The following is an 18679-nucleotide window of genomic DNA, read 5'->3' as shown; positions in this document are numbered from 1 at the left end:
GGGTTAAATCAGGCCAATGCCTGTCTGAAAGGGTTTGGTTTCGCAGAAATTGGCGTTGCCCGTTTCAGACAGGCATTGGCTTGGGATCAGTTTATATAGAGTATTTTATTGTATAACTTAAGAATGGGCGCGGTTGCGTTTACTTAAATCCCACCGATTTCCGCTCGACCTAGGTTGCGCTTCATGGCCGCGCGGCCACCTACTTTCTTTGTCTCGCCAAAGAAAGTAGGCAAAGGAAGGCGACCGCGGTTGCCGGTTTGCTTCGCAAACTACCCTCTCTGCGCGTACTTTTCGGGGCGGCCGGTAGTCGCTACGCTCCGGGACCGGCCTTGTTTCTCCGAAAATCCCGTTCCGTTCGGCGGCGCCAGCGGGTGAAGCGGGAGTGGCTGAGGTTTCAATCAGGCTGAGGGTTGATCAGTTATACTGTGAAACAACAAAAGCTGAACAATGTAGGGCGGGCATTATTGCCCGCCGTATGAAAGCAATCAGATAAAATGATAGAAATGCCTGTCTGAAACCTTTTTCAGACAGGCATTTTGCTTTATCCGTTTATTCAAGCACCTTGTATTTTCCCCGGTAAAGCCTTGCGCACCAACAATGTGAGCGCGAACGTGGCCAGCATCACGGGCAGGGTGCTGCCCAGCGGGGTTTGCCATTCAATCAGAATGCGGTAGAGGAAGAAACCGGCCAGCCACAGAGCAAGGCTGATCCAGTCGATTGCAGCGGCGGCGCGGCGTTTGAGCACGAAATAATCGGCCATCTGCACGGCAATCATAGGTGCGAACACGGAGCCGATAAAGAGCAGAAAGTGCTCGAAGCGGTTAACCGGCAGTGTGGCGGCGAGTACGGTGCCGATCACAGTAACGGTAATGGCTACGGCGTTTTCACTGAAACGCTGGCTGATGGCATAGTAGCTGACGCCTGCGGAATAGGCATCGAGAAAAGTGGTGGTTACGGTAGAGAGCACTACAATCAGAATGCCCGCAATGCCCAGCCCTGAATAAAGCAGGATTTGGGCGATGTCGGATTGTCCGGTAAAGAGCGCGGCGGCCAAGCCGAGCGTATACATCCACGAGCTGGTTACAAAATAGGCCGAAGCGGCGGCAACGGTTACTTTTTTCGGTGATTGGGCATTGCGCGTGTAATCGGAAACCAGCGGCAGCCATGAAAGCGGCATAATGGCTGCCAGCTCAACCGCCAAGCCGAAGCCCATGGCTTGTGCGTCGGTTTGAACCGCTGCGCTGCCGCCGAATACTTTGGTGCTCAGCCAAAGCGTAATCAGAAACAGTGCGCCCAACACAATCACTTGCACGCGGTTGAAATGCCGCACGCCGCTCAGCAGCCACAACACAATCAAGCCCCCGATAATCAGGCTCCACGTCAATTGGGAAACACCGTCCCATAAATGCTGGGTGAGTGCGGCGGCAATCTGCGCGCCGGTGAAAATCATGATGGATGTCCAGCCGATCAGCTGCAATACGTTGGCGCCGGAGAAAAGCACGGAGCCGCGTTCGCCGAAAGAAAGCTGCACCGTCTGCATGGCGCTGCGGCCGGTTTGGGCACCAATCAAGCCGGCGAAATAAAAGAGCGCGCAGCCGATGATGTGGCCGAGAATAATGGCTGTCAGCCCTTTTTCCCAGCCCAGTGGGGCGAAGAGCGTGCCGGTGATGATTTCCACCACCGACACAGCCGCGCCGAACCAGATTAAGCCGGCAGCGGCGGCAGAGAGTTTTTTTGTTTCCATAACACATAAATCCTGAAATGAGTTAGAGCTGATTATAGCGAATAAAACTGGTTTTTATATACATTTAGCATGTGAGCCGAATGATTATGCCCGGGCAATCTTGAAAATGGCCTGTGATCTACTCTTTACCGCCAGACTTTATAAAATGCCTGTCTGAAAACGCTTTCAGACAGGCATTGCCATGCGGGCGGGCAAATCGGGTATAATCGGTTCGTTATTCTGCCCATTGGTTGATAGAGGAAACCTTATGCCGCGTTTTTACCCGCATCCGATTATTGCCCGCGAAGGCTGGCCGTTTATTCTGGCCGGCTTGTTCTTCAGCATTGTATTTGCCTGCTGGCTGGAATGGTGGTCGTTGCCGTTTTGGCTGTTTACCCTGTTTGCCATTCAGTTTTTCCGCGATCCTTCGCGCCCGATTCCGCAAGAAGAAGATGCCGTGTTGTGTCCGGCAGACGGCCGCATCGTGGTGGTGGAACGCGCCATCGACCCCTACCGAAATACCGAGGCCCTGAAAATCAGCGTGTTTATGAACGTGTTTAACGTGCATTCGCAACGCTCGCCGATTGACGGCACAGTTACCCGCGTGGAATACAATAAAGGCAAATTCCTGAATGCGGCGCTGGATAAAGCCAGCACTGAAAACGAGCGCAATGCCGTATTTGCCACCACGCGCACAGGCCGCGAGCTGACTTTCGTGCAAGTGGCCGGTTTGGTGGCGCGCCGCATTTTGTGTTATGTCGATTCAGGTCAAAAAGTGGTGCGCGGCGAGCGCTACGGCTTTATCCGTTTCGGTTCGCGTGTTGACGTTTACCTGCCGACCGATGCGGTGGCGCAGGTGTCGATTGGCGACAAAGTGAAAGCCAGTTCCACTATATTGGCACGTTTGCCGCTGAAAGCACCGGTTTACAATGATGAGCCGAAAGAAATTCAGCCCGCTGCAAGTAAGCGGCAAGTAGTGGAAAGCGCAGCGGAGAGCGCCCAACAAGACGAGCAGCAGATGATTGAAGCGGCTGCCGAGAAAGTGAGAGCGGCTGCCGAACGCGAGGCTCCGCAAGAATAAAAGCGCCAACGGCTTTCAGACAGGCATTCTGAAAGCCGTTTTTATTTTTCACATTTATTTTATAGCATCGTCATACTTGGGCTTGCACCGAGTATGGCGAACGTATTATTTTAAGTTGATTCACCAACACTTGATAAGGAAGCGGTTTTGAGCAAACACCAACCCGATAAATCCTTGAGCAAACCCGAGCGTGTGATGCTGGTCGGCGTGATGCTGGCTGCCGATTATTCCGGTGCCAACGAAATCCGCGAGCGTGATTTTCAGGCGGCTTTGGAAGAAGCCGCAGAATTGGTGAGGGCGACGGGCGGCGAGTTGGTACAGGTGGAAAGCGCCAAGCGCGATAGGGCGCATAGCGCGCTGTTTGTCGGTACAGGCAAGGCCCAGGAGCTGGCAGAAGCCGTGCGCCTAAATGAAATCGAGCTGGTTGTGTTCAACCATGAATTAACGCCCACGCAGGAGCGCAACCTTGAAAAAGCGCTGCAATGTCGGGTGCTTGACCGTGTGGGGCTGATTCTGGCGATTTTTGCCCAGCGCGCGCAAAGTCAGGAAGGGCGGCTGCAAGTAGAGCTGGCGCAGCTCACGCATCTTTCCGGCCGTTTGGTGCGCGGCTACGGCCATTTGCAAAGCCAGCGCGGCGGCATCGGCCTCAAAGGGCCGGGTGAAACGCAGCTGGAAACCGACCGCCGCCTGATTAACCAGAAAATCGCTGCGCTCAAACGCCAGCTGAAAAATGTGGAAAAGCAACGCGCTACCCGCCGCAAAGCACGCTTGCGCGGCAGCCTGAAAACCTTTGCGCTGGTGGGCTACACCAACACGGGAAAATCCAGCCTGTTCAACCGCCTAACCAAAGCCGACGTGTTGGCGAAAGACCAATTATTCGCCACGCTCGATACCACCGCCCGCCGCCTGTATCTCTCGTCTGAATGCAGCGTGATCATTACGGATACGGTGGGCTTCGTACGCGATTTGCCGCACAGCCTGGTGGCTGCGTTTTCCGCCACGTTAGAAGAAACGGCATTGGCCGATGTGCTCTTGCATGTGGCCGATGTGTCGCATCCGCAGGTGGAGCGGCAGGAAGACGATGTGAATCTGGTATTGGAAGAAATCGGCGCAGGCGATGTGCCTCAGTTGATGGTGTATAACAAAACCGACTTGCTGCCCGCAGAGAAACGGCACGAAGGCATTCTGCGCAATGCGTGCGGTATGCCGGTGGCAGTGTATATTTCGGTGAAAGAAGGCTGGGGGCTGGACGATTTGCGTGATGCCATGGTGGAGCTGGCGCAAGCGGGAGATTGAGCAGAATGCCTGTCTGAAAGCCGGAAAATAAATAAGCTTGCATCTAATTGATTTTTTTGACATTTTGTTATTATTCTGAAAATAAAATTGGGAGAAGAGTCATGAAACATCTATTATCTTTGGTTGCAATATGCCTCTTGGCGGGCTGCGCCGTCACACCGGAACAGAAAGCGCGCCGTGCCGCCGAGCAAGAGCGCTATGAGCAGCAACTGCAAGTTGCTTTAGCGGCGCAATGCGATAAGGAAACGGCAGAAATGATGGCGCGCCAGTTTCGGGGCGATATCGGTGCCACCGAAAAAGAGCGCAAAGATTTCCGCCTGAAATACATTGATAAAACCAGCGATAAACTATTTCAATCTTGCTACCGCTTGGCTTGGGAAAACCACATCAACCAGCGCCGTTTGGAGCAGGTTGAACGCTGGCGCGGCTGTTGCGATGATTGGTATTGGGGCCCGCGGCCTTATTGGTGGTGGTAACTGAGCCATTAAGCTGCAAACGCAATGCCATAAGCCTTTATCGCTGTGAAACTGAATCTTTCATGCAGTGCCGCTTTGCTCCGGTTGGAAGAGAACGATTGAATAAGCCGCTAAAGCGGCAACAGAATCGTTTGCATACCAATAACTTGTCTGCGGCAAACAAAGGCTGATGCCTGTCTGAAAAAGCAATCCTGTAAACAGCCGGCATGGTTTTCAGACAGGCATTCCAAGCCATTTGACCGCTTACAAAAAAAAGCGCATAATCCGCAGCAATTCAAACATTTAAGGCAGCCCGATCCGGCTGCCTAAAACTATTTTACTCAGCAGAAACATATGAAATCACCAGAATTACTACTTCCCGCCGGCGGCTTGGAGCGTATGCGCGCCGCGTTTGATTACGGCGCCGATGCCGTGTATGCGGGCAGCCCGCGCTATTCCCTGCGTGCACGAAATAACGAGTTTGCCAAATTGCCCGTGTTGGAGCAGGGCATCAGCGAAGCACATGCGCGCGGCAAGAAATTTTTCTTAACCGTGAACACCTTGCCGCACAACTCCAAGCTCAAAACCTTTATCGCCGATATGGAACCCCTAATCGCCATGCGCCCCGATGCGTTGATTATGGCCGACCCCGGCCTGATTATGCAGGTGCGCGAAAAATGGCCTGAAATGCCGATACATCTTTCCGTGCAGGCCAACACTACCAACTATTGGGGCGTGCAATTTTGGCAGAAAATCGGCGTGGAGCGCATTATTCTGTCGCGCGAATTGAGCATGGAAGAAATTGCCGAAATCCGCCAAGAATGCCCCGATATCGAATTGGAAGTGTTTGTGCACGGCGCATTGTGCATTGCCTATTCCGGCCGCTGCCTGCTTTCCGGCTATTTCAACCACCGCGATCCCAACCAAGGCACCTGCACCAATGCCTGTCGCTGGGATTACAAAGTGCACGCAGCAGAAACCGATGAAATGGGCGACAGCAAACTGCTGCAAGGTTTCGATTTCAACCGCGCGCAAGAAGAAGCCAATGCGGCTTTTGAAGGCATCAACGGCCAGCAGCGCCATCCGCTTGCCGACAAAGTGTTTCTGATTGAAGAAGCCAACCGCCCGGGCAGCCTGCTGCCGATCATGGAGGACGAACACGGCACTTACATCATGAACTCCAAAGACTTACGCGCCATCGAGCAAGTGGCCAAGCTGGCCGAAATCGGCGTGGACAGCCTGAAAGTGGAAGGGCGTACCAAGTCGGTTTACTACGTTGCCCGCGTAGCGCAGGCCTACCGTAAAGCGATTGATGATGCAGTGGCCGGAAAACCGTTTGATTACAGCCTGTTGGCCGAGCTGGAAGGGCTGGCCAACCGCGGCTATACCTCCGGCTTTCTGGAGCGCCATCAAACGCAGGATTATCAAAACTACCTCAGCGGCCATTCGCTGGCCAAGCAAAGCCAGTTTGTCGGTCAAGTGATTGACATTGATGAAGAAGGTTGGGCGACCGTGGATGTGAAAAACCGCTTTGCCGTGGGTGATACGATTGAAATTATTCACCCGCAGGGTAATCAAACACTGGTGCTGGAGGCAATGACGCGCAAAGGCAAAACCATAGACGTTGCGCCGGGCAACGGTATTCAGGTGAAAATCCCGCATATGGAGGGTAAGGACAATGCGTTGATTGCCCGCGTGGTTAAGCCTTAGTATTTGATTAGTATGAAAGAATGCCTGTCTGAAAACATTTCAGACAGGCATTCTTTATATCAAAGCCAGCCGATAAATGCGGCTTTATATAGTCAATCAACTTAAGAAAAAGTACATACGTCATACTCGGGCTTGATCCGAGTATCTTGGGTTTTAGTAAATTTTGGGATACTCGGGTCAAGCCCGAGTATGACGGAACTGTTACTATGTAAGTAGTTTAACTATAGCGGCCAATGCAATGCCGGATTACTTTCAATCACGGTTTTGAATTGGTTCTGAATCCGTGCGATGGCTTCCTCGCTGTCGGCCTCGAAACGCAACACCAAAACAGGCGTGGTGTTGGAAGCGCGCATCAGGCCGAAGCCGTCGGGGAATTCCACGCGCAGGCCGTCGATGGTGATGATTTCCGTGGCACCGTCGAATTTAGCGTTTTGTGCCAGCTCTTCAATCACTTTATGGCCGTTGCTGCCTTCGGGCAGGTCGATATTGATTTCGGGCGTAGAAATACTCTGGGGCAAGCCGTTGAGCACGGCGGAGGGGTTGTCGCTGGCAGAAAGGATTTCCAGCAGACGGCAGCCGGCGTAGAGGCCGTCGTCGAAGCCGAACCAGCGCTCTTTGAAGAATGTGTGGCCGCTCATTTCGCCCGCCAGCAGGGCACCGTTTTTCTTCATGGATGATTTGATGAAGCTGTGGCCGGTTTTTTCCATAATCGGTTCGCCGCCGTGTTCTTTTACCCAGGGGGTGAGCAGACGGGTGGATTTTACGTCGAAAATCACTTTTGCGCCGGGGTTGCGGCTCAACACGTCTTGCGCAAACAGCATCAGTTGGCGGTCGGGATAAATGATGTTGCCTTCTTTGGTAACCACGCCCAAGCGGTCGCCGTCACCGTCGAACGCGATGCCGATTTCCGCATCGCCGTTTTTCAGTTCGTTAATGACGTCTTGCAGGTTTTTCGGTTTGGCCGGATCGGGATGGTGGTTAGGGAAATTGCCGTCGACATCGCAGAACAGTTCGGTAACTTCGCAGCCGAGCGCGCGGTATAAATCGCCGGCAAACGCGCCGGCCACGCCGTTGCCCGCGTCGGCCACGATTTTCATCGGGCGTTTGAGCGTGATGTGGTTAACGATATGGTTGCGGTATTCGGCGGAGATGTCTTGTTCGGTAACGGTGCCTTCGGCTGCGCCTTTAACGAAACGGTCTTGCTCGATCACGGCGAGCAGCTCTTGGATGGCATCGCCGGCCAGTGTGTCGCCGCCGAGCATCATTTTGAAGCCGTTGTAGTCGGGCGGGTTGTGGCTGCCGGTAATCATCACGCCGCTGCCGCCGCATTCTTGGATGGCCGCGAAATAGAGCATGGGCGTGGCAACCATGCCGACGTTTAACACGTTGATGCCGCTTTCGGTAAAGCCGCGGGAGAGGTTGGCCATCAAGTCGGGGCCGCTTAAACGGCCGTCGCGCCCGATGGCAATTTTTTTAATGCCTTTTTCTGCTGCTTTGGCAGCGATGGCTTTGCCGATTAAATAAGCCGCTTCATTGGTGAGCGTTTTGCCGACGATGCCGCGAATGTCGTAAGCTTTGAAAATATCTCTGGCGATGCTTGCCATCTTTTTTCCTTTGCATTTAATAGTGAAGAAACATGTTTGGCATTCTAACATAAGGTTAAGAAAACTTAACCTTATGCCTGTCTGAAAGGTCGTAAACCTGTTACAGCCGATTCTCTTGGTGATGGTTGGATAAGGAATGCCTGTCTGAAAGTTTGTTTTCAGACAGGCATATGGAATGTGCCGAATATTCAACTGATAGGTTTAAATGATTTTAACCCCTCGGTCGGCCAGCGCTTCGAGAGCGAGGATGTGTACCAGCTCGGAGGGCGCGGTGCAGCAGCTTGCGATAACATGCACGTTGAAGCCGGAAGCCTGCGGTGAAATGGCGGTGTGGGTAATGCAGTTTTGAGTCATCATGCCGCAAATGTAGAGGTCGGTAATGCCTTCTTTTTTCAGGATTTCGCCCATATTGGTATTGAGAAAAGAGTCGGCGTGAACCTTTTCTACCAAAGGTGCGTCTGCGAGCAATCCGGCTACGGAAGTGTGGATGTTTGCGCCGGATGAGCCTTTTCGGAAAAGCGGCGCATCGTCACCCGGAATAAAATGCTGCACGACCACAACCAGCCAGCCGTCTGCTTTTGCCTGTTTGATTTTTTCGGCGATGTTTGCTGAAGTTTTATCAATATTCCATTGCGGAAAGCCGCCGTTTGCAAAATATTCGTTTTGTACATCAACTACAATCAGAGCGGGCTTTATTTGATTTCTCCTGAGTCGTTGAAAGGAAAGGGTATTTTAACCATATTTTGTTGCAGGGAAAAAGATGGGATTGCAGGGAGGTGCTCAGGTTAAACCCGGGTATTAATCGAACATGCCTGTCTGAAATGTTTTTTAGCTTCGCAGAAACCCGCGTTGTTTGTTTTCAGACAGGCATTGGGATAGGTGACATGAAACTGTTTAACCGAGCGCTTTTTGCTTTTCGCTTAATCTGCGGTGTATCTCGCGGGCAATTTCCTGACGTTCGGGGCCGGGTGTTAAAGCTTCGAGGAAATGCAGTTCTACAGTGCTTTGGGGTTGGCTGATTACGGAGCGGATGGATGACCACAAGCTGATGTCGCCATAATAGGCCATATGGGGATTGGGGCTGCTGCCGTCGGGGTTGGGGTAGCGGCAGAGTACGGGAATCAGGGGCACGCCGGCATCATAGGGTGCTTGAAAAAAGCTGGTTTTGAAAGGCAGGATTTCATGGCCTTCGGTGCTGGTGCCTTCGGGAAAGAGGGTAATGGTATCGCCGTTTTTCAATGCTTCGGTAACGTGGGATATTTTTTCGCCGTTGCTTCCCGTGCCTTTGCGGCGGGCTACATAAACGGTTTGCGCCTGCGTGGCGAGATAGCCGATAACCGGCCATTTGGCAACATCGTCTTTGGCAACGAAGCGGCCGGGAAATGCGGCGTTGATGGCCATGATGTCGAGCCAGGAGATGTGGTTGCAAATCATCATCTGACCGCGCTCCTGCAGGGGCAGCGTGCCGTAAGTTTTTAGTTTCATGCCGCAAGAGGCGAGCACGCAGTGCGACCAGATTTGGATGGCGCGCAGTTTGCGTTGTTTACTGTAAAAGGGAAACAGGAAAAACATTTCGAGCATGCCGTAAATCAGGCAGAAGGCAATGCCGGACAGGCGGAAGATAAAGCGGATTGAGTTCATGTTGGTGTGTGTTGATTTTAGCTGCGGATTTATATATGCGTGATGAGGGCTGGTTAGCCTTGTTTTGTTATATTTGGAGGCAGTTTGTTATGGCTGGGGCGCGAAGCGCTGTAAGTATCGGTCATTTAATTGCGTGATATCCATTAGAATCAGGATGTCGGCGCAGTTGAACGCCTCATCTACGCAAGGTTCGCCGCAAAACCATGCGCCTGCTTTCAGATAGCCTTTAATCAGGGCAGGGCATTCCGGGTTTTCAACCGGTGTGAGTTTATCCCATTTGAGCGGGTTGAGCGGGCGCACGCGCCATTGTTCGGGCGCGAGGTGTTTCTCTTTTAAAGCGTAGTAAAGCCCTGCGGCTTGGTGGCCGCCGTCGAGAGTGCTGATGCTGCCGCAGCCCGTCATAAAGCGCAGGTTGTAGTCTTTCATAAATTTTACGAGGCCGGTCCACAAAAGCATAATCAGGCCGCCGTGGCGGTAGTCGGGATGGATGCAGGCGCGGCCGAGTTCTACGGTTTGCGGCAGGATGTCCTTCAGCGGGGTAAGATCGAATTCGCCGGCGCTATACCATGAACCTACGGCTTTGGCACCTTCTTCGGTAAGCATGCGGTAGCAGCCGATCACTTCGCCGGTGGCGTCGTTGAATGCCAGAAGATGGTGGCAATGTTCGTCGTATTGATCAATATCGCGGCCGTCTACGGCTTTGATGCCCGCTCCCATTTCTATGCCGAATACTTGATAGCGCAGCCGCTGGGCGGCTTCGATTTCCTGCGGTGTTTCGGCGAGGCGAACGCTGAGTCCGATTTTCGGGCCGGTTGTGTTGAATTTATTGCGAGCAGACATAATGATGTGGATGGTGTTGTGAATGGTAAAAATTGAAGCGGCCTTCCGTTTCCGGGAAGGCCGGCAGATTATTCGCTGGGCGGCGTGTAGCCTTGAACGCTGTCGGCGCCTTCGCCGAAGAAGTAGTTTTCCATTTGTTGTGCCAGATATTCGCGCGCGCGCGGGTCGGCGAGGCTGAGGCGGTTTTCGTTAATCAGCATGGTTTGGTGGCGCGTCCAAGCGTCCCATGCTTCTTGAGATACGTTTTCAAAAATGCGTTTGCCCAGTGCATTGGGCAGGGGGGCGAATTTCATGCCGGGGGCTTCTTTGCCCAGCTTGATGCAGTGAACCATGCGGGTCATGTCGGTATCCTTTTTGAGGTTGTCATGCTCGGAATTGTAATGGATTGAGCAGGGTTTGTATATGAATGCCTGTCTGAAAGAAGGTTTCAGACAGGCATTCTTTAATTTTCCGGGGCGGTCAGGTTTAGGCTGAAAATATTGGATTTTCGGCCGCCCGCTTCGTATTCTTCGCGGCGTTCGGCGGGGAGATCGGCGGGTTGCGCCACGCTGAAGCCGCGTTCGGTAAACCAGTCGCCGGTGTGGGTGGAAAGGGCGATGAGCTTGGCCATGCCGGCGGCTTTGCTTTGATTGATAATGTGTTCGAGCAGCAGCTTGCCGTAGCCGCTGTCGCGGGCTTCGGGGGAAACGGCCAGGCAGGCGAGTTCGCCGGTAAGGTGTTCGCTGTAAAGCTTGAGGGAGACGCAGCCGTAGATTTGGCGGTCGTGCTCCAATATGAAAAATTCGTTGATGTGATCTTCAAGGTATTCTCGGCTGCGTTTGACCAGTATGCCTTGCTCTTCCAACGGGCGGATAAGGCTGATGAGGTCGGCAATGTCGCTGCTTGCTGCGGGGCGGATGTTGATGAAAGGGGCTTGTGCGATGGATGTGCCGGTGCCTTCGCGGGTAAAGAGTTCGCTGATCAGGCTGCCGTCTTCCAAGCCGGAAAGGATGTGGGTGCGCTCTACTTGGTTTTCGACGGCGTTAACGGAAGATTGCAGCAGGCGGCATTGGTCGGTGCGGATTTTGTTTTGTTTGATTAAAACTTGTGCTTCTTGCGAGGAGAGGTTGGTGATCAGGTTGCCGCTGTCGTCCAGTATGCCTTCCGGTTCGATGATGAAAATCAGCTTTTCGGCGCTCAGGGCGATGGCTGCGGCTTCGGCGATGTCGGCCATGCTGAGGTTGTAGGTTTTGCCGCTGAGCGAGGCACCGAGCGGGCTGATGAGCACGACTGCGCCGCTGTCCAGCTGCTGGCGGATGGCTTCGGTGTCGATTTTACGCACGCGGCCGGTGTAGCCCATGTTGATGCCGTTGATGATGCCGTAGGGGCGGGCGGAAACGAAATTGCCGGAAGCGATACGCAAGCGTTTGCCGCGCTGCAATGAGTGGGCCATACCGACTGAAAGTGCGGCTTCGATGTCGAAACGCACAATGCCGCAGGCTTGTTTGGTGCGCTCCAGTGTGGCTTGATCGGTGATTCTTCTGCCGTCGTGGTATTCGGGGGTAATGCCGGCGGCCCGGTCGAGGGCGTTGATTTGGCGGCGGGAACCGTGTACCAAAACGAGCTTCACGCCGAGGCTGGCGAGCAGATTGATGTCGGCGGCCAGCGATTGCAGCACCCGGCCTTCGAGCATATCGCTGGCGATGCCGATAACCAGCGTTTTGCCGCGCAGATAGTTGATATAGGGAGCGGCTTCTCGGAAATCACGAACGAAAGCGGGCGTGGTCATAGGGTTAGAGGATAATGGTTAGGTAAAAAATCTGGATAATCAACACGGTAAGCGCCACCATGCAAGGCAGTGTCCAGTTGGTTTCTTTGGCTTGTGGCGGAGGAGGAAGCGCGGCGGGTGCGCGGTTTTGCTGGTTGAGCAGGCTGTCGAGCAGCTCGGCGATTTCCTGACGGGAAAGCTGGCGCTGGGCGCGAACTTGCGGGCCGATTTTATGTACCAATTGGGTGTCGCTGCCGGCGGGTGGGAACAGATCGGGATTAAAGTTTTCCGGCGTAGGGCGGGTATGGCTGCGCGCTTGAAACAAGCCTTGGCAGGTTCGACAGACCACATAGCCTTGTGCCAAATTGAGCTGGCTGTCTTTTACCCAAAGTTGGGTGCTGCAATGCGGGCAAACGCATAAAGGCATGACGTTTTCTTTCGTTGGTATTATGGATGGCGGATATTTTAAGCAATTTCAATAAGTTTGCCAACGTGAACTATATGGCAACATGATGCCTGTCTGAAAAATGTGTTTCAGACAGGCATTGTTGAAGCAATTAAATCACACCGTAACGCTCGCGGTAGGCTTGAACCGGCGCCAAATATTGCTGGAAGGCTGTGTCGTTTTCCAGCAGGGAGAGCAGGTCGCGCAGATTGGCGATAGATACAACGGGCAGACCGTATTGTTGCTCCACTTCCTGAACGGCCGACAATTCTCCCGTGCCTTTTTCCATGCGGTCGAGTGCGATAGCGACGGCGGCGGGGGTTGCGCCTTCCGCTTCAATCAGCTTAACCGATTCGCGCACGGAAGTGCCGGCCGAAATCACGTCGTCGATAATCAACACGCGGCCTTTGAGCGGCGCACCCACCAATACGCCGCCTTCGCCGTGGTCTTTGGCTTCTTTTCGATTGTAGGCAAACGGCACGTTCACGCCTTTTTCGGCCAGCATCATGGCAGTGGCCGCCGCCAGAATAATGCCTTTGTAAGCCGGGCCGAATAACATATCGAATTCGATTTTGCTTTCAATAATGGCTTGTGCGTAGAATTTGGCCAGCGCCAAAGTGGAGGCCCCGTCGTTAAATAAACCCGCGTTGAAAAAATAAGGCGACTGACGGCCTGCTTTGGTGGTGAATTCGCCGAACTTTAATACGTTTTGCTCTAGGGCGAATTTCAGGAAATCTTGACGGAAATCGGACATTTTTTCGGTTCTTCCCAGCAGAAAAATAAAGCGGATTATAGCCGAAGGCGGTAAACAGCAACAGGCTGCATGACACAAAACGCATAGGTTTTGCCGGTCTCGCTATGCAATTTGAGGCTATATAATGCGGGAAGGAGAAATAAAAGGCATCAATATGAGTGGTAATCGCAAGCAGATAAATAGTCTGCAAACCGTAGCGGCAAGCGGGTTTGCGGAAAACATCAAGCTGTTTCTGATTTTTCTTTATTTGGGTTGCACATCATTCGGCGGCCCTGCGGCGCATTTGGGCTATTTCAGACAGGCATTTGTGGAAAAACGCGCTTGGTTGAGCGAAGCACAATATGCGTCTTTGGTAGCAATGTGTCAGTTTATTCCCGGCCCAGCAAGCAGCCAAGTGGGTTTGGCAGTCGGGCTGATGCGCGGCGGTTATTTGGGGGCGCTGTTTGCGTGGGCCGGGTTCACTTTGCCTTCGGCTTTGCTGTTGGGTGCATTTGCATGGGGTTTGCCCCGTTGGCAGGGTGAGGTGCTGGGTGGTGTGGTACATGGTTTGAAATCGTCGCGGTGGCAGTTGTAGCGCAGGCGGTTTGGGGCATGGGCAAAACATTTTGCAAAAACGCGGTTACGGTTGCGTTGATGGCGGCAAGCTGTATTGCTGTGTTGCTGTTGCCGCACATCATTGCGCAAATCGGTGTGATGATGCTTGCCGGTTTGGTAGGGTGGGTGCTGTTACGGGAAGCTTCTGAGCCGGAGCAGCAGACATTATGTGTTGCTTCGAACCATCGGGCGGGTTGGTTGTGGTTGGTGCTGTTTGCGGTTTTATTGTCGTCGTCGTTTCTGCTTTCAGACAAGCATTCGCTTTGGGGCTTGGCGGCGGCGTTTTTCAGAACAGGATCGTCGGTGTTCGGCGGCGGGCATGTGGTGTTGCCGCTGTTACAGGCGCAGACTGTGCCGGTTTGGTTAAATAGCGACACGTTTCTCGCAGGTTATGGTGCGGCTCAAGCTGTGCCCGGCTCGTTGTTTACCTTCGCTGCTTTTCTCGGCACGGCGGCAGGCGGATTTTGGAGCGGTGTGGCGGCACTGATTGCGATTTTTATCCCGTCGTTTTTGCTGGTGTTTGGGTTGCTGCCGTTTTGGAACAGTTTGAGTGGAAAACCTAAAGCACGCGCTGCTTTGGCCGGAATAAACGCCGCGGTGGTGGGCTTGCTGCTGGCCGCTTTGTATCAGCCTGTGTGGGTAAGCGCAGTGCATAATCCTGCTGATTTTGCACTGGCTTTATTTGCTTTTTGCGCGTTGATGTTCTGGAAAGTACCGGTTTGGCTGGTGGTATTGTTGGCAGTATGTGCCGGAGTGTGGTTGGTTTGAGTGTGGATGAATAATGCCTGTCTGAAAAAGAAAAGTTTCTTATTTTTTATGTTCTTATGTTTTTGAGTTTTGGCATTGGATGAATGTTTTCTGCAACACAAGCTACACGGGTGCAGGGCAGACGTTATTGGCAGACGGCACGGTTGGGTGTTTCATGGTTTTGTTATGTGGTGCGAAGGTGGAAAGGCCAGATGTTCAGCGGTTTCACTATACAGTAGAATAGTGCCATTTTTTATCGTAGGAAAAACAATCGTGTTAAAAATTATTTCTGCCAATGTGAACGGCATCCGTTCGGCTTATAAAAAAGGTTTTCATGAATACATTGCCGCTTCGGGTGCGGATATTGTGTGTGTGCAGGAGCTTAAAGCTCAGGAAGCCGATTTAAGCGAAGATATGAAACAGCCTCACGGTATGCACGGTGTGTGGCATTGTGCGGAGAAACGCGGTTACAGTGGTGTGGCGGTGTATAGCAGGCAGGAGCCGGATAATGTTCAGACAGGCATGGGCATTGAGGAATTCGACCGCGAAGGGCGCTTTGTGCGCGCTGATTTCGGCGACCTGAGTGTGATTTCGCTTTATCTGCCCTCGGGCACCAGCGCGCCGGAGCGGCAGGAGTTGAAATACCGCTTTCTGGATGCGTTTTACCCTATGTTGGCCGAAATGAAATCCGAAGGCCGTGATATTGTGGTGTGCGGCGACTGGAACATTGCTCATCAAAACATCGACTTGAAAAACTGGAAAGGCAACCAGAAAAATTCAGGTTTTCTGCCGGAAGAGCGTGCATGGATCGGTAAAGTGATTGCCGAGTTGGGCTGGGTGGACATGTGGCGCAGCCTGTATCCCGAGATTCCGGGTTACACTTGGTGGAGCAACCGCGGGCAGGCTTATGCTAAGGATGTGGGGTGGCGCATCGACTACCATATGGTAACGCCCGGGCTGGCAGCCAAAGCGATGCAGGCGCATGTGTATAAGGATGAAAAATTTTCCGACCATGCGCCGTTGGTAGTGGAATACGATTATTCGATTTAGTGCAAATTTTTTCAGACAGGCATTCGTTATAATGCCTGTCTGAATCTTTCTTTGGAGAAACGACATGAAAGTATACCGAATGCTTACCGGTGCGGACGATGCCGCGTTTTGCCGCCGTGTAACCGAAGCTTTGCAACACGGCTGGGACTTATACGGCAGCCCGACCATGACGCACACGCCCGATGGCGTGCAGGTAGGGCAGGCTGTGGTGAAAGAAGTGGGTGATGCTTATGACCCCGAAAAACCTTTGCGCGATTACTGATGCCTGTCTGAAACTATGAAACCGGGCGATTTAGAAGATCTAACCTTATTCCTGATACGCGATGCGGATGAGCCGACGATGTGGATAGACCGTTGGGCGGTCAGCTATCCGATTGTGGAAATTGCCGAATGCAGCGCTTCGCAAACTTTGGCTGAGCAGGAAAAACATGTGGCTGAAGCATTCGGGCGGATTCGCAGCGAAAACGTGATGGTGGTGGCTCATGGTGCAGGCGCGGCTGCGTTTATGGCTTGGTACGGCACCATCGGCGTTTTGGTGCAGCGGCGTATCAAAGGCATTATTTTGGCGGCGCCGACACAAAATGCCTGCCGCCACGATGCCGTGCGCCATGTGCGGCTGATGTGCAGCAAAGCCGCTTTAGCCATTGGCGAAGATGACGAACATTGCCCGCGCGATTGGGCTGCCGAACAGGCTTCGCTTTGGGGCGCGCGTTTGCTGGTGTCGCCGCATCAGGGGCATCTGAACGGAACTCTTGGCGGCTGGCAATGGGGCATGAAATTAATGCAGGAAATGTTGTTGGCTTAGGATTTATTGAAAGCCCAATATACAATTGGTTTGGGAGGAGCGATGAAAAAGCCCATATTTTATTTAGCTTTATCGGCAGGCTTGCTCAACGCGTGTTCCGAACAAGGCGGGCAAGCCGAAAAAATCGAACAAGCCGCTGTTGCTTCCGCGCCGCAAAGCGCCGCTTCAGACAGGCATGTGGCCCAGCCGCAAGCCGATACACCGGTGCCCGAAGATTTATTGCAGCAATTTGTGTGGCATACCGAGCAAGTACGCCGCCGATTGCAGCAAGCCACGCCCGAAGAAGCCAATCAGCTTTATGAAACACACAAAGAAATGCTCGAGCATTACGACGAGCAGATAGAAAAAAGCGGCCTGCTGGACAGGCTGGCGCATGAGCGAAAAGCGTTTCTCGACCACTATCACGATGATGCGAATTGGATAATCAATCCGGCAACCGACGAGCGCAAGCCAGCGCCGGCATTGAAAAAGAAGCAGGAGGAAATGGCGGCTATCGGCTTGGAATATGTCGATATGTATGACGGGCCTGTCAGCATACGCGCAGAGCCGGATTATTACCGAAAGCTGTTCGGCGATAAAGTCAGCCCTGATTTTGCCCGCTTTATCGAATTTGAAGCACAAGAGCGGAGAGATCCAACGCAGGGTGAAGTGGATGTGATGGTGGGCTGGCCGGAGCTGGGCAAGCGGCTGGCGGCACGTGAAGCGTTTATCCGGCAATATCCTCAAAGCCGTTTGATTAAACGGATGAAAGAGGAGCAGATGTATTACCAATATATATTTCTGCTCGGCATGGAAAACACGCTTGCGTTTGATGATGACGGCAAACACGCCCGGCCGGAAGTGGCCAAAGCCTGGCAGGATTTTGCCAAACACCATCCCGAAAGCCCGACCACGGCTTTAATCCGTCGAATAGAAAACCAAAATTACGAGCAGGCCATGAAAACAGTGCAAACGGCTCAAAAACAATATTTTGGCGAATCGGCGTTTTAAGCGCGGATGCGGATATGCCGATGCCTGTCTGAAACTTTCAGACAGGCCTTATCATTTGCCCGCTATCACCAAACAGGCTAAACTTGCCAAACGATAACTTGATTGACAACCTGCAGCCCCAGTCATTGCGCCTGTGGCTTTGCACGTCAGCGTCATTGCGCCGCTGCGAAATTTCAGAAAGTAAAAACATGACCGTATCACCTATCGCCTTGCGCCGTAAAACCGAACGCAAGCCGCATGCTACCGCCCAATATTGGCGCAAATGCCAAGTTGAAGAGCTGTTTGAAATGCCTTTTTTAGACCTCGTCTATAAAGCCGCACAAATCCACCGTGAACACTTCAATCCGCAAGAAGTCCAACTTTCCACCTTGCTTTCCATTAAAACCGGCGGCTGCCCCGAAGATTGCGAATACTGCCCGCAGTCGGCGCACTACAACACCGGCTTGGAAAAAGAACGCATGATGGATGTGGAAGAAATCCTGAAAAAAGCCAAAATCGCCAAATCGCGCGGCGCCAGCCGTTTCTGCATGGGCGCGGCATGGCGCGGCCCCAAACCCAAAGACGTGGAAACCGTATCCGAAATCATCAAAGCAGTCAAAGGCTTGGGCTTGGAAACCTGCGGCACCTTCGGTATGCTCGAAGAGGGCATGGCCGAAGATTTGAAAAACGCCGGGCTGGACTATTATAACCACAACCTTGACACCGACCCAGACCGCTACAACGACATCATCCACACCCGCCAACACGAAGATCGCATGGACACACTCGGCAAAGTGCGCGGCGCAGGTTTGAAAGTGTGCTGCGGCGGCATCGTAGGCATGAACGAAACCCGCCCCGAACGCGCAGGCTTAATCGCCAGCCTCGCCAACCTCGACCCGCAGCCCGAAAGCGTGCCGATTAACCAGTTGGTAAAAGTGGAAGGCACGCCGCTGGCCGATGCCGAAGATTTGGATTGGACGGAATTCGTGCGCACCATCGCGGTTGCCCGCATTACCATGCCGAAAAGCTATGTACGCCTGTCCGCAGGCCGCAGCAATATGCCCGAAGCCATGCAGGCTATGTGTTTTATGGCGGGCGCGAACTCGATTTTTTACGGCGACAAACTGCTCACCACCGAAAACCCGGAAGAAGACGGCGACAGAATGCTGATGGAAAAATTGGATTTGTATCCGCTGCAACACCGTTTGGATACATGAT

20 protein-coding genes are annotated in these 18679 nt (G+C 53.0%); 11 read left to right on the top strand and 9 right to left on the bottom strand.

Features of this window, described 5'->3' with window-relative positions; translation table 11 throughout:
• Nucleotides 1–553 precede the first annotated feature (553 nt).
• The gene (gene cytX, locus AKG09_RS06160; protein WP_054618584.1) at nt 554–1744 is read right to left on the bottom strand and encodes a putative hydroxymethylpyrimidine transporter CytX; all 1191 of its coding nucleotides are present in this window, start codon (nt 1742–1744) and stop codon (nt 554–556) included.
• Nucleotides 1745–1991: 247 nt separating this feature from the next.
• Between cytX and AKG09_RS06155 the strand changes: the two genes are divergently transcribed.
• The 4 genes from AKG09_RS06155 (at nt 1992) to yegQ (ending at nt 6265) form a co-directional block, all read left to right on the top strand.
• Entirely contained in the window at nt 1992–2804 is an 813-nt protein-coding gene (locus tag AKG09_RS06155; protein ID WP_054618583.1) for a phosphatidylserine decarboxylase, read from the top strand.
• A 195-nt stretch (nt 2805–2999) separates the two neighbouring features.
• The gene (gene hflX / locus AKG09_RS06150; protein ID WP_054618738.1) at nt 3000–4100 is read left to right on the top strand and encodes a GTPase HflX; all 1101 of its coding nucleotides are present in this window, start codon (nt 3000–3002) and stop codon (nt 4098–4100) included.
• A 101-nt stretch (nt 4101–4201) separates the two neighbouring features.
• Nucleotides 4202–4576 (top strand): hypothetical protein, encoded by a 375-nt coding sequence (locus AKG09_RS06145; RefSeq protein WP_054618582.1) that lies wholly within the window; start codon nt 4202–4204, stop codon nt 4574–4576.
• Nucleotides 4577–4909: 333 nt separating this feature from the next.
• The gene (gene yegQ, locus AKG09_RS06140) at nt 4910–6265 is read left to right on the top strand and encodes a tRNA 5-hydroxyuridine modification protein YegQ (RefSeq protein ID WP_054618581.1); all 1356 of its coding nucleotides are present in this window, start codon (nt 4910–4912) and stop codon (nt 6263–6265) included.
• Between the two features lie 221 nt (nt 6266–6486).
• Here the strand turns inward: yegQ and AKG09_RS06135 are convergent, their stop codons facing one another.
• The 8 genes from AKG09_RS06135 to pyrE all read right to left on the bottom strand — a co-directional run bounded on the left by AKG09_RS06135 (nt 6487) and on the right by pyrE (nt 13296).
• Entirely contained in the window at nt 6487–7869 is a 1383-nt protein-coding gene (locus AKG09_RS06135) for a phosphomannomutase/phosphoglucomutase (protein WP_054618580.1), read from the bottom strand.
• A gap of 201 nt (nt 7870–8070) precedes the next feature.
• Nucleotides 8071–8550, bottom strand: a complete 480-nt coding sequence (locus AKG09_RS06130; RefSeq protein ID WP_231623913.1) for an isochorismatase family protein — start codon at nt 8548–8550, stop codon at nt 8071–8073.
• Nucleotides 8551–8763: 213 nt separating this feature from the next.
• Entirely contained in the window at nt 8764–9510 is a 747-nt protein-coding gene (locus tag AKG09_RS06125) for a 1-acyl-sn-glycerol-3-phosphate acyltransferase (RefSeq protein WP_054618578.1), read from the bottom strand.
• An 87-nt stretch (nt 9511–9597) separates the two neighbouring features.
• Nucleotides 9598–10350: a GNAT family N-acetyltransferase gene (locus tag AKG09_RS06120; protein ID WP_054618577.1), complete on the bottom strand. Its 753-nt coding sequence runs from the start codon at nt 10348–10350 to the stop codon at nt 9598–9600.
• Between the two features lie 68 nt (nt 10351–10418).
• Nucleotides 10419–10691: an oxidative damage protection protein gene (locus AKG09_RS06115; RefSeq protein ID WP_009117256.1), complete on the bottom strand. Its 273-nt coding sequence runs from the start codon at nt 10689–10691 to the stop codon at nt 10419–10421.
• A 101-nt stretch (nt 10692–10792) separates the two neighbouring features.
• Nucleotides 10793–12118: an amino-acid N-acetyltransferase gene (gene argA, locus AKG09_RS06110; protein ID WP_054618576.1), complete on the bottom strand. Its 1326-nt coding sequence runs from the start codon at nt 12116–12118 to the stop codon at nt 10793–10795.
• Nucleotides 12119–12122: 4 nt separating this feature from the next.
• Nucleotides 12123–12524, bottom strand: coding sequence for an MJ0042-type zinc finger domain-containing protein (locus tag AKG09_RS06105; RefSeq protein ID WP_054618575.1), 402 nt, complete (start codon nt 12522–12524; stop codon nt 12123–12125).
• 130 nt (nt 12525–12654) lie between these two features.
• Nucleotides 12655–13296 carry an orotate phosphoribosyltransferase gene (pyrE, locus tag AKG09_RS06100; RefSeq protein WP_054618574.1) on the bottom strand — a complete coding sequence of 214 codons (642 nt, stop codon included), beginning with the start codon at nt 13294–13296 and terminating at the stop codon, nt 12655–12657.
• A 154-nt stretch (nt 13297–13450) separates the two neighbouring features.
• On the opposite strand from pyrE, the gene AKG09_RS12190 reads away from it, so the two are divergent.
• The 7 genes from AKG09_RS12190 to bioB all read left to right on the top strand — a co-directional run bounded on the left by AKG09_RS12190 (nt 13451) and on the right by bioB (nt 18678).
• Entirely contained in the window at nt 13451–13870 is a 420-nt protein-coding gene (locus tag AKG09_RS12190; protein WP_231623908.1) for a chromate transporter, read from the top strand.
• A 17-nt stretch (nt 13871–13887) separates the two neighbouring features.
• Complete coding sequence (locus AKG09_RS12185; RefSeq protein ID WP_231623907.1) at nt 13888–14658, top strand: chromate transporter; 771 nt, start codon at nt 13888–13890, stop codon at nt 14656–14658.
• Nucleotides 14659–14910: 252 nt separating this feature from the next.
• Nucleotides 14911–15687, top strand: a complete 777-nt coding sequence (locus tag AKG09_RS06090) for an exodeoxyribonuclease III (protein ID WP_054618573.1) — start codon at nt 14911–14913, stop codon at nt 15685–15687.
• A gap of 64 nt (nt 15688–15751) precedes the next feature.
• Nucleotides 15752–15949 carry a DUF1737 domain-containing protein gene (locus AKG09_RS06085; RefSeq protein ID WP_009117250.1) on the top strand — a complete coding sequence of 66 codons (198 nt, stop codon included), beginning with the start codon at nt 15752–15754 and terminating at the stop codon, nt 15947–15949.
• Nucleotides 15950–15964: 15 nt separating this feature from the next.
• Nucleotides 15965–16492 (top strand): alpha/beta hydrolase, encoded by a 528-nt coding sequence (locus AKG09_RS06080; protein ID WP_054618572.1) that lies wholly within the window; start codon nt 15965–15967, stop codon nt 16490–16492.
• Between the two features lie 42 nt (nt 16493–16534).
• Nucleotides 16535–17482 carry a hypothetical protein gene (locus AKG09_RS06075; RefSeq protein WP_054618571.1) on the top strand — a complete coding sequence of 316 codons (948 nt, stop codon included), beginning with the start codon at nt 16535–16537 and terminating at the stop codon, nt 17480–17482.
• 188 nt (nt 17483–17670) lie between these two features.
• The gene (bioB, locus tag AKG09_RS06070; protein ID WP_054618737.1) at nt 17671–18678 is read left to right on the top strand and encodes a biotin synthase BioB; all 1008 of its coding nucleotides are present in this window, start codon (nt 17671–17673) and stop codon (nt 18676–18678) included.
• Nucleotide 18679: the final 1 nt, after the last annotated feature.

Source organism: Neisseria sp. 83E34 (assembly GCF_001308015.1).
Classification (GTDB): domain Bacteria; phylum Pseudomonadota; class Gammaproteobacteria; order Burkholderiales; family Neisseriaceae; genus Neisseria.
Note: the sequence above shows the minus strand (reverse complement) of the source record. Positions and strands in the feature narration are given on the sequence as shown.

Bases quoted from the DNA above. Each gene is read 5' to 3' on its own strand.
- cytX (WP_054618584.1), bottom strand. From the start codon at position 1,744: ATGGAAACAAAAAAACTCTCTGCCGCCGCTGCCGGCTTAATCTGGTTC.
- AKG09_RS06155 (WP_054618583.1), top strand. From the start codon at position 1,992: ATGCCGCGTTTTTACCCGCATCCGATTATTGCCCGCGAAGGCTGGCCG.
- hflX (WP_054618738.1), top strand. From the start codon at position 3,000: ATGCTGGTCGGCGTGATGCTGGCTGCCGATTATTCCGGTGCCAACGAA.
- AKG09_RS06145 (WP_054618582.1), top strand. From the start codon at position 4,202: ATGAAACATCTATTATCTTTGGTTGCAATATGCCTCTTGGCGGGCTGC.
- yegQ (WP_054618581.1), top strand. From the start codon at position 4,910: ATGAAATCACCAGAATTACTACTTCCCGCCGGCGGCTTGGAGCGTATG.
- AKG09_RS06135 (WP_054618580.1), bottom strand. From the start codon at position 7,869: ATGGCAAGCATCGCCAGAGATATTTTCAAAGCTTACGACATTCGCGGC.
- AKG09_RS06125 (WP_054618578.1), bottom strand. From the start codon at position 9,510: ATGAACTCAATCCGCTTTATCTTCCGCCTGTCCGGCATTGCCTTCTGC.
- AKG09_RS06120 (WP_054618577.1), bottom strand. From the start codon at position 10,350: ATGTCTGCTCGCAATAAATTCAACACAACCGGCCCGAAAATCGGACTC.
- AKG09_RS06115 (WP_009117256.1), bottom strand. From the start codon at position 10,691: ATGACCCGCATGGTTCACTGCATCAAGCTGGGCAAAGAAGCCCCCGGC.
- argA (WP_054618576.1), bottom strand. From the start codon at position 12,118: ATGACCACGCCCGCTTTCGTTCGTGATTTCCGAGAAGCCGCTCCCTAT.
- AKG09_RS06105 (WP_054618575.1), bottom strand. From the start codon at position 12,524: ATGCCTTTATGCGTTTGCCCGCATTGCAGCACCCAACTTTGGGTAAAA.
- pyrE (WP_054618574.1), bottom strand. From the start codon at position 13,296: ATGTCCGATTTCCGTCAAGATTTCCTGAAATTCGCCCTAGAGCAAAAC.
- AKG09_RS12190 (WP_231623908.1), top strand. From the start codon at position 13,451: ATGAGTGGTAATCGCAAGCAGATAAATAGTCTGCAAACCGTAGCGGCA.
- AKG09_RS12185 (WP_231623907.1), top strand. From the start codon at position 13,888: ATGGGCAAAACATTTTGCAAAAACGCGGTTACGGTTGCGTTGATGGCG.
- AKG09_RS06085 (WP_009117250.1), top strand. From the start codon at position 15,752: ATGAAAGTATACCGAATGCTTACCGGTGCGGACGATGCCGCGTTTTGC.
- AKG09_RS06080 (WP_054618572.1), top strand. From the start codon at position 15,965: ATGAAACCGGGCGATTTAGAAGATCTAACCTTATTCCTGATACGCGAT.
- AKG09_RS06075 (WP_054618571.1), top strand. From the start codon at position 16,535: ATGAAAAAGCCCATATTTTATTTAGCTTTATCGGCAGGCTTGCTCAAC.
- bioB (WP_054618737.1), top strand. From the start codon at position 17,671: ATGACCGTATCACCTATCGCCTTGCGCCGTAAAACCGAACGCAAGCCG.